Origin of the sequence: Streptomyces sp. URMC 126, assembly GCF_051386555.1 — a bacterium.
Classification (GTDB): domain Bacteria; phylum Actinomycetota; class Actinomycetes; order Streptomycetales; family Streptomycetaceae; genus Streptomyces.
The window spans coordinates 1-8,940 of the sequence record NZ_JBPQTX010000291.1 but is presented as its reverse complement, the minus strand read 5'-3'; the positions used below and the strand labels follow the sequence as shown (position 1 = coordinate 8,940).

Here is an 8,940-nt window from a genome sequence, read left to right as displayed (position 1 = left end):
TCCCCGGCCTCAGCCCCGCCCGTCGCCGTCGCGCGGGCCCGCCCCCGCCCGGCGGCGGCCGCGCAGCAGCTCCACGGCGAGCGGCAGCAGCGACAGCGCCACCACGGCCGCGACCAGCGGCAGCAGGTACCGGTCGACATCCGGCACCACGGACCCCAGCGCGTACCCGGCCAGCACCAGTCCGGCGGTCCACAGCAGCCCGCCGGCCACCTGCCACGTCAGAAAGACGCGGGACGGCACCGCCAGCGCGCCGGCCAGCGGATTGAGCACCGTGCGCACCACGGGCACGAACCGGGCCAGCACGACCGCCCGGGCGTGTCCGTACCGGCCGAGCAACTCCTCGGCCCGGGCGGCCCCGTCGAGCAGCCGCCGGTTGCGCGAGCGGGCCAGCAGCGGCCGCCCGCCGCGCCGCCCGATCACATAGCCGCACTGCGCCCCGGCCAGCGCCCCGGCCGCCGCGCACAGCAGCACTTCGGCCAGCTCCAGGCGGGGCCCGGAGTGCGCTCCGGGCCGGCACAGCAGACCGGCGGTGAACAGCAGGGAGTCGCCGGGCAGGAAGAAGCCGACCAGCAGGCCGGTCTCGGCGAACAGGACGACGGCCACCCCGGCCGCCCCGAAGGACGACAGCAGGGAGGAGGCGTCGAGGAGGTCGACGGCGAGGGCGGCGGGCGGGGCGGGCGCGAACGACACGGCTGAGCGGCCTCCGGCGGTCGAGGGCGGTGGCCCGCCCGTCGCGGCGGTACGGGACCGGACGTCTACGCGGCGGTAGACGGTCTACGCGACTGTAGACGATCCGGGGCGGCCGACGGGTGCCTTGAGCGACTCCATACGGGGCCCGGCCGCGTCCGCGCGCGGGGGCGCGCACCACCGGCCGGAGAGCCCTGCGACCCGTACGGGTGACACGGCGCGCGCCCCCGGCGGGAACGGCGTGGGGCCCGCCGGTCACCCGGCGGGCCCCACGTACCGGACGGCGTGTCAGCCGAGCGTGATGTCGTCCGCGAGGACGGCCCCCTGGCCGAACCAGCCGTGCACATAGACCGTCACCCGGCCGGTGGAGTCGGTCGTGAACGGAACGGACAGCCGCGTCCAGTCGCCGGCGGACGCCCAGCGGCTCGCGGTCGCCCCGCCCGAGACGCCGAGGAACGCGTAGTCCCCGCGCACCCAGCCGGTGAGCGTGTACGAGGTGGCGGGGGAGAGGGTCAGGGTCTGCCGGCACTCGCCGGTCGCGCCGCCCGCCGGCGCGGTCCGCAGCGCGTACGAGCCGCCGTGCACCGGGCTCTTGACCACCGAGGCCCCGTCGTCGCACGTCCACGGCCCGGTGCCGCCCGACTCGAAGTCGCCGTTGACCACCCGGCCCGGTGTGCCGCCGCCGGTGACGGTCAGGGCGAAGGACGCGGTGTGGCTCCCGGAGGGCGCGGTGCCGGTCACGGTCACCGGGTAGGCGCCGGGCGCCGCGTCCTTGGCGACCGTGAACGTGAGCCGCGCCGACTCGCCGGCGGTCACCGACGACGGGCTGAACTCGGCCGTGACCCCCTTCGGGAGGCCGCTCGCGGACAGCCGCACGGTCTGCGCCGGCCCGGACACCGCGCGCGTGGCGACGGTGGCCGCGGCGGTGCCGCCCGGCGGGACGGAGGCCGCGCCGGGGGAGACGGCGAGCGAGAAGTCCTGTCCCGTGGATCCGCCGCCGGTGAAGGGCGCGAAGGTGTGGGTGAAGTACCAGGTGTCCTGGACGATGCCCGAGCAGGTGTCGGAGCCCTTGGTGCCGGGGCAGCCGCCGTTGTCGCGCTGGAGGGCCCAGAACGAGAGGGTGTTGATGCCCTTGGCGACGGCCCAGTCGTAGACCTTGACCGCGTCCTGGGTGGTGAAGGTCTCGGCGGGCCCGTAGTCGTCGATGCCCGGCATCTCGGTGACGCCGACCATCGCCCACCGTTGGGCGTCGCTCTTGTCCGGGTAGAGGGACGCGAGTTGGGTGTGCAGGCCCTCGGCGGCGGTGACGGTGTCGGCGGCCATGTCGTGCTGCGCGCCGTCGTAGTAGTCGAACGTCATGATGTTGACGACGTCCACCCGGGCGCCGTTCTCCACGGCGTTGCGCAGCACGGCGAGCCCGCTGTCCGCCAGGCCCCGCGTGGTGGTCGGCAGGGTGTAGGCGATCTGCAGGGGGCGCCCGTTGGCGGCGGCCCAGTCCTGGACCTTTTTGATCGCCTTGTTGCGGCGGTCGATCCCGGCGGCGTTGGTCAGCGAGTTGTCCTCGATGTCGAGGTCGAGCCGGGTGACGTCGTAGGTGGTGATCACCTTCTCGAACGCCTCGGCGATCCGGTCGACATCGGTGCAGCTGTCGGCGAGTTCGGTACCGCCGTTGTCGGCCGCGTACCCGCCGAAGGACGGGATGACGTCCCCGCCCCGGGAGCGGATGGCGGTGATGTCGGCGCCGAAGACCGACGGCGACACCGGCTTGCCGGTGTCCCCGTTCCAGTAGGGGGTGCAGGAGCCCTTGGCCTCGGTCTGGAGGAACGCCAGGGTGAGGTGCTTGGCACCGGACTTCTCGGCGAGCGCGGCCGGGCTGTCGGAGCCGTAGGTCTCGAAGTAGGGCGCGAAGACCCTCGGGGGTAAGGGGGTGGCGGTGGCGGCGGCGGTCGCCGTGCCGGCGCCGCCCAGGGAGAGTCCCGCGCCGGCCAGCGCGGTGGCCAGCGCGGCCACCACGGCGCGGACGGACAGGCGTCGTCTCAACGGATGCTCCCGGTGACTGAGGTGTGCACGAGGTGGGGGCGGTTGCGCGCTGAACATCGTTGGACTGGACCAGAGTTGCGTCAAGGGGCCAGGGGGCGGGAATTCCCGCCGACGCCCCGGGGGATTGTCCGGCCGCGCCGGAAAACCGTCGGCCCCGGCCGGAGGGAGCGGAAAACCGGGCCCGGCCGGCGGGCGCGGGAAAAGGGAAATCCCCCGGTCCGGCACGGATGCCGGACCGGGGGATTTCCCTGGACCGCGGGGCTTCGTCAGCCGTTGAGCGAGCCGTTGCCCGACAGGATCGGCAGGTCGTCGAGGATGTGCGACAGCGGGTCGTTGCCGTCGTTGATCGTCGAGTTGTCCGTGCACTGCTGCTGCTGCTGCGAGCTGAGGACCGGGATGTCCTGGAGACCGACGTTCACCAGGGCGACGATGTTCTGGATGTTGACCCGGCCGAGGCCGATGCAGAGCTTGTTGAGCGAGCCCTGGACCAGGCTCATCTGCGGGCTTTCCTTGCCCCCGGTGTGGGTGTTGCCGTAGCCGGTCTTGGCGCCGTTCCCGTTGACGGCGTCCTGCTCGTCGGCACCGAATGCCATCGCGGGAGTGGCCATGGCACCGATTGCGGAAGCCGTCACCGCGGCCGTGGCGATTGCCTTCTTGAGCACGTCTATGCCTTTCGATCGAAGAGGGGTTTTTCCCGCTGGGAAGCGAACTGAGTAACTGTGACCGTTTTGGGAAGTTCCGGACTTTCACTCGTTCGCCCCATCGCCCCTCGTCGCAGCGCTCAGGCGGTGCCGCCGCCGCTCTCCGGCCCGCTCCCCGGCCCGCTCTCCGGGTGGGCCCGGTCATCGAGGGGGCGCCTGTGGGTGACGCCGTGCGGACGCTGTGCGTCCGGCTGGTAGCGTGCGGTGCGCGGCGGGTCTTCCGGCCGTCGGCCCGCTCGGACGGCGCCCCCACGCGACGCGCCGGGCGGGCCCGCCGTGCGTCGTACCCGGCGTGTGCGCTCTCTCGTGGCCCCTTGTCCGGCGCCGCCTCCGCCCGGGCCCGCGGATGTGACGAGGAGGACACCGCTGATCGTCCGGCGGTCGTATACCCTCGTTCGTGTGAATCTGCTTGTAAAGCGACGCCACGTGGACTTCCTGCGCGTCACGAGCATGTCCTGTCGCCTCTCCGGCTGACCCGCGCCCGCCGCCGCCCGTCCGTTCCGACCGGGCCGGGGCGCTCTTCACGCTGACCCGGCACGCCTTCGCGTGCCGCCCCTCGGCGTTCTTCGCATCGTTTTTCGTACCGCTCGCACTTCGCACCGGGCAACCACCCGTTCCGGTCCCGCGCGCCCCGCTCCGCCCCGCCCGCATCCGGGCGGCGGTGCGGGGTGCGCGGGGACACGGGCGTACCCGGGCCCTCACGCTGTGGACATCTCATGAACGACAAGCTCCCCGTCATCGACCTCTCCGCCGCCTCCGGCACCCCCGAGGACCGCGCCCGCCTCCACGAGGCGCTGCACTCCGCCGCCCGGGACGTCGGCTTCTTCCATCTGACGGGCCACGGCATCACCGACGACGAGACCGCCGCCCTGATGCGCACCCTCCGCGCCTTCTTCGCCCTGCCCGAGGCCGACCGGCTCGCCATCAGCAACCTCAACTCCCCCCACTTCCGCGGCTACACGCGCATCGGCGACGAGCGCACCGGCGGCAGCCGGGACTGGCGCGACCAGCTCGACATCGGCGCCGAGCGCGAGCCGCACGTGCCCGCCGCCGACGAGCCCGGCTACTGGTGGCTGGACGGCCCCAACCAGTGGCCCGCCGCCCTCCCCGAGCTGCGCACCGCCGCCCTGCACTGGATCGACCGCCTCAGCGCGGTCGCCCGGCGGCTGCTGCACGAGCTCCTCGCCTCCATCGGCGCCCCGGCCGACTTCTACGACGAGGCCTTCGCCGACCGCCCCCACCTGCACCTCAAGCTCGTCCGCTACCCCGGCAGCGCCCCCGACGGCTCCGGACAGGGCGTCGGCGCGCACAAGGACTACGGCTTCCTGACCCTGCTCCTCCAGGACGAGGTCGGCGGGCTCCAGGTGGAAGGGCCCGACGGGTCGTTCCTCGACGTCCCCCCGCTGCCCGGCGCCTTCGTCGTCAACCTCGGTGAGCTCCTCGAAGTGGCCACCAACGGCTACCTCAAGGCCACCAACCACCGGGTTGTCAGCCCGCCCGGCGCCCGCGAGCGCTACTCCGTGCCCTTCTTCTACAACCCGCGGCTGGACGCCCGGATCGAGCCCGTGCCCTTCCCGCACGCCCACCGCGCCCCCGGCGTCACTCAGGACGAGACGAACCCGCTGTTCGCCGAGTACGGCCGCAACGAGATCAAGGGCTGGCTGCGGGCACACCCCGGCGTGGCCCGGCGCCACCACCCGGACCTGCTGGCCGCCGCGCCCGTGGGGTGACCTGGATCACTCCATGGTCCCCTCCCGTTCCGCCCTCCGATTTATAAGGTGAGCGGGCGTAATCACCCGGGGTCCTAAGGCCCCGGGCGCTTGGGGGTGGGGATCATGGACGTTTCGAGGACGTTGGGAACGGGGATCGGCTGGCGGCCGGAGATCGCGGACGACATCGCGGCGCTGCCGGGCGTCGACTGGGTCGAGGTGGTGGCCGAGAACCTGTGCCCCGGCCACCTGCCCGAGCCGCTGCGCCGGCTGCGCGCCCGCGGTCTGCCGGTCGTGCCGCACGGCGTCTCGCTCGGGCTCGGCGGCGCCGAGCGGCCCGACCTCGCCCGGCTCGCCGCCCTCGCCGACCTCGCGGAGGCGCTCGGCTCCCCGCTGGTGAGCGAGCACATCGCCTTCGTACGGTCCGGCGGCGGACTCCTGCCGTCCCACCGGCTGGAGGCCGGGCACCTGCTGCCCGTCCCGCGCACCCGCGACGCCCTCGACGTCCTCTGCGCCAACGTGCGCATCGCCCAGGACATGCTCCCCGTACCGCTCGCGCTGGAGAACATCGCCGGCTATCTGACCTGGCCCGACGAGGACTTCACCGAAGGCGCGTTCCTCGCCGAGCTCGTCGAGCGGACCGGCGTACGGCTCCTCGTCGACGTCGCCAACCTGCACACCAACCACGTCAACCGCGGCGAGGACCCGTCCCGCGCGCTCGACGAGCTGCCGGTGGAGGCCGTCGCCTACGTCCACGTGGCCGGCGGGTACGAACACGACGGGGTGTGGCACGACAGCCACGCCCACCCCGTCGGACCGCCCGTCCTCGACGTCCTCGCCGACCTGTGCTCCCGCGTCACCCCGCCGGGCGTCCTGCTGGAACGGGACGACGACTTCCCCTCGGCGGACGGCCTCGCGGCCGAACTCGACGCCGTGCGCGCCGTGACTGCCCGGGCGGGCACCCGTGCCGGCTGACCTCGACGCCGCCCGCCGCCGACTCGCCCGGGCCCAGCACGACTTCCTCTCCGCCCTCGTCGAGGGAACCCCGCCGCCGCCGGGCTTCGACCCGGCCCGGCTGGACCTACAGCGCGACGTTTTGCTGACCAAGCGCCTGCGCGTCGTCGCCAAGGTCGCGCCCGAACTCCCCGCGATCCTCGGCGACCGCTACCGGCCGCTGTTCCTGGCCTACGCCACCGGCCGGCCCCTGGCCCACGGCTACCGCCGGGACGCCCGGGACTTCGCCCGCCACCTGGTCCGCACCTCGGCCGTCACCGGCGAGCGGGCCCGGCGGCTGACGGAGTGGGCGGACGCGCCGGAGACGCCCGGCACCGGCCCCGGACCGCTCCGCCGCCTCGCGGCGGTCCTGTCCGCCCGACGTACGACGCGCCGACCGAAAGGCAGCGACCGATGATCCTTCTGCTGGCGGTCACCGTACTGACCGTCGTCGCCCCCACGGTCTGGCTGCTGCGACTGTGGTACCTGGGCTACGGCGACCTCGTACCCGGGGCCACGCTCGACCGGCTCGACCTCGCCTATCTGACGGGCGGCGCCGGCCGGGTCGCCGACACTGTGATCACCGGGATGCACCAGGACGGGCGCGTCACCGTGGACGGCGGCCGGGTCACGGTCGTCACCCCCGCCGCGCGGGACGCCCTGGAGCGCGCACTGCTCCGGCACTGCGGCGGCGACTGGGCCCGCTCGCTGCGCAAGCTCCGGCGCGCCCTGCGCGAGGACCCCGCCGTGGCGGCGCTGCACCGGTCGCTGGTCGAACGCGGGGTGCTGCTGCGGCCGGACGTCCGGCTCTGGTGGTCCCGGGCGATGTGGCTCCAGCTGCCCGGGCTGCCGCTCACGGCCGTCCTCGCCCTGGGTCTGTTCCAACCGGTCTCGATGGTGGCCCTCATCCTGGTGGCGTTGGGCATCGTCGCGCGCGTCGCGTGCCGGCCGCGGAAGACGCCGATGCCCTTCACCGCGGAGGGGCGCCGGCTGGCGCGGGAGCGGATCCGCGCGGCCTCCTGGAACGAGCCCGACCCGGCCCGCCACCCGGAGGGCGCCGCGGGCGTGGTCGCCGTCGGCGGGACCGCTGCCCTCCCCGACGGCCCGCTGCGCCGCGAGTTCGAACGGGTGGCGGAGCAGCGGCCGGTGCCTTCCCGGTGGCGGAGGAACGGCCGCGGACGGGGAAGTTCCACGGATTCGGGTACCTCTTCGTTCTCGTCTTCGTCCTCGTCGGCGTCCTGCGGCGCGGTGGCCGTCGTCGGCCTCTCCTGCGACAGCGGCACCTCCCGCGACTCCGGCGGCACGGCCGGGCACACCGGCGGTTTCGTCTGCTCGTCCGACTCGTCGTCCGGGTCGAGCTGCTCTTCCGGGTCGAGCTGTTCGTCGGGATCGAGCTGCTCGTCGTCGAGCTGCGGCAGCAGCAGCTGACCCTGAGCGGGGGCCGTCAGGGACGGCGGCCGGCCGCCGCCACCGCCCCGCAGGTCAACGCCGCGAGGACCGCGCCGGCGCCCAGCGGGGCCGGGACCCCGAAGGCGCCGGACAGCAGGGTGACGGCGTACGGCGCGAACATGCCCAGGTAGGCGGCCGTCTGCGTGCCGGCGCCGGACGCGCCCTGGGAGAGCGGCCACCTCGCGGTCCGGGCGGGCGGCTCCGACCCCGGGGTCGCGATCTTCCGTGCGCTTGCCCTGGCGCTCGCCCGCGCCCCCGGGCCGTCGCCCGCCGCCGCGCCGGGCTCTTGACCGGGGGGAGCGGTCACAGGACCCGGTACTCCTCGTCCCGGACGTCCGTGACGAGCATGTGCCCGGGCGCGTGAGTGATCGCGAAGGGCGGGGCGGAGGCGGCCAGGGCGGCCTGCGGGGTGACGCCGCAGGCCCAGAAGACGGGCACGTCGCCCTCGTGCGCCGTGCAGGGGTCGCCGAAGTCGGGCCGCGCCGGGTCGGTGATGCCGAGCTCCGCCGGGTCGCCCACGTGCACGGGCGCGCCGTGCACGGCGGGCATCAGCGCGGTCAGCCGGTGCGCGGTGGCCACCAGGTCCGCCGGGATGGGACGCATGGACACCACGAGCGGCCCGCGCAGCCGCCCGGCCGGCCGGCACTGACGGTTCGTCACGTACATGGCGACGTTGCGGCCCTGCTCGACGTGGCGCAGCGGCACACCCGCCGCGCGCAGGGCGCCCTCGAAGGTGAAGCTGCACCCGATGAGGAACGCGACGAGGTCGTCCCGCCAGACGCCGGTGACGTCGGTGGGTTCGTCCACCGGCCGCCCGTCGTGCCAGACCCGGTACCTGGGCAGGTCCGTCCGCAGGTCGGCACCCGGGGCGAGCGGGGTGGTGAAGCCGCCCGGCTCGGTGACGTCGAGGACCGGGCAGGGCCGCGGATTGCGCTGGGCGAAGAGGAGCACGTCGTACGCCCAGTCGACCGGGACGGCGATCAGGTTCGCCTGCGTATGGCCGTCCGCCCAGCCCGCGGTGGGCTCGGCGAGCCCGGAACGGAACGCGGCCCTGGCCGCGGCGGAGCTGGTGGCGTGCGGGGGTGTGCGCATGGGCACCTCGCCGGTGTGAGGGGGCGGTGTGCTGTCCGACGATAGAGATTGTTCAACAACCGGGCAAGAGGTGGTGAAAAGAAGGGAGTTGGGGTTCCGCCTGCGCGGGGGTCCGCTTCTCCGGAAGTGCCGGCGGTCGGTCAAGAGCTGCGTGGTGACCGGGGCGTCAGGGTGTCGGAGAAGTGAGGGAAGGGGCGGTGAATTACGGCCGTTGTGGGCGGGAGGTGGGGGTGTGCCGGTGGTCTGTGCCGGTGGCCGGTGTTCGGGCG

Annotated in this window: 7 protein-coding genes and 1 pseudogene; 3 read left to right on the top strand and 5 right to left on the bottom strand. The window is 74.2% G+C overall.

Annotation, left to right across the window (positions count from 1 at the left end):
* Nucleotides 1-9 precede the first annotated feature (9 nt).
* From ACSNOK_RS26775 to ACSNOK_RS26765, 3 genes are all read right to left on the bottom strand, one after another.
* Nucleotides 10-690: a DedA family protein gene (locus ACSNOK_RS26775; RefSeq protein WP_436783344.1), complete on the bottom strand. Its 681-nt coding sequence runs from the start codon at nucleotides 688-690 to the stop codon at nucleotides 10-12.
* Between the two features lie 285 nt (nucleotides 691-975).
* The gene (locus tag ACSNOK_RS26770; protein ID WP_436783343.1) at nucleotides 976-2,727 is read right to left on the bottom strand and encodes a carbohydrate binding domain-containing protein; all 1,752 of its coding nucleotides are present in this window, start codon (nucleotides 2,725-2,727) and stop codon (nucleotides 976-978) included.
* A 266-nt stretch (nucleotides 2,728-2,993) separates the two neighbouring features.
* Nucleotides 2,994-3,389, bottom strand: coding sequence for a rodlin (locus tag ACSNOK_RS26765; protein WP_436783342.1), 396 nt, complete (start codon nucleotides 3,387-3,389; stop codon nucleotides 2,994-2,996).
* A gap of 755 nt (nucleotides 3,390-4,144) precedes the next feature.
* Here ACSNOK_RS26765 and ACSNOK_RS26760 point away from each other — a divergent pair.
* The 3 genes and pseudogenes from ACSNOK_RS26760 to ACSNOK_RS26750 all read left to right on the top strand — a co-directional run bounded on the left by ACSNOK_RS26760 (nucleotide 4,145) and on the right by ACSNOK_RS26750 (nucleotide 7,558).
* Nucleotides 4,145-5,158 carry an isopenicillin N synthase family dioxygenase gene (locus ACSNOK_RS26760; RefSeq protein WP_436783341.1) on the top strand — a complete coding sequence of 338 codons (1,014 nt, stop codon included), beginning with the start codon at nucleotides 4,145-4,147 and terminating at the stop codon, nucleotides 5,156-5,158.
* A 105-nt stretch (nucleotides 5,159-5,263) separates the two neighbouring features.
* Nucleotides 5,264-6,548 (top strand): annotated as a pseudogene (locus ACSNOK_RS26755) (DUF692 domain-containing protein).
* Nucleotides 6,545-7,558 (top strand): TIGR04222 domain-containing membrane protein, encoded by a 1,014-nt coding sequence (locus ACSNOK_RS26750; protein WP_436783340.1) that lies wholly within the window; start codon nucleotides 6,545-6,547, stop codon nucleotides 7,556-7,558. The pseudogene ACSNOK_RS26755 and the gene ACSNOK_RS26750 overlap by 4 nt, the downstream one beginning before the upstream one ends.
* A 16-nt stretch (nucleotides 7,559-7,574) precedes the next feature.
* On the opposite strand, the gene ACSNOK_RS26745 is transcribed toward ACSNOK_RS26750, so the two are convergent.
* Nucleotides 7,575-7,886: a hypothetical protein gene (locus ACSNOK_RS26745; protein ID WP_436783339.1), complete on the bottom strand. Its 312-nt coding sequence runs from the start codon at nucleotides 7,884-7,886 to the stop codon at nucleotides 7,575-7,577.
* Nucleotides 7,883-8,671 (bottom strand): putative hydro-lyase, encoded by a 789-nt coding sequence (locus tag ACSNOK_RS26740; protein WP_436783338.1) that lies wholly within the window; start codon nucleotides 8,669-8,671, stop codon nucleotides 7,883-7,885. Before ACSNOK_RS26740 ends, ACSNOK_RS26745 begins: the two co-directional genes overlap by 4 nt.
* Nucleotides 8,672-8,940 lie beyond the last annotated feature (269 nt).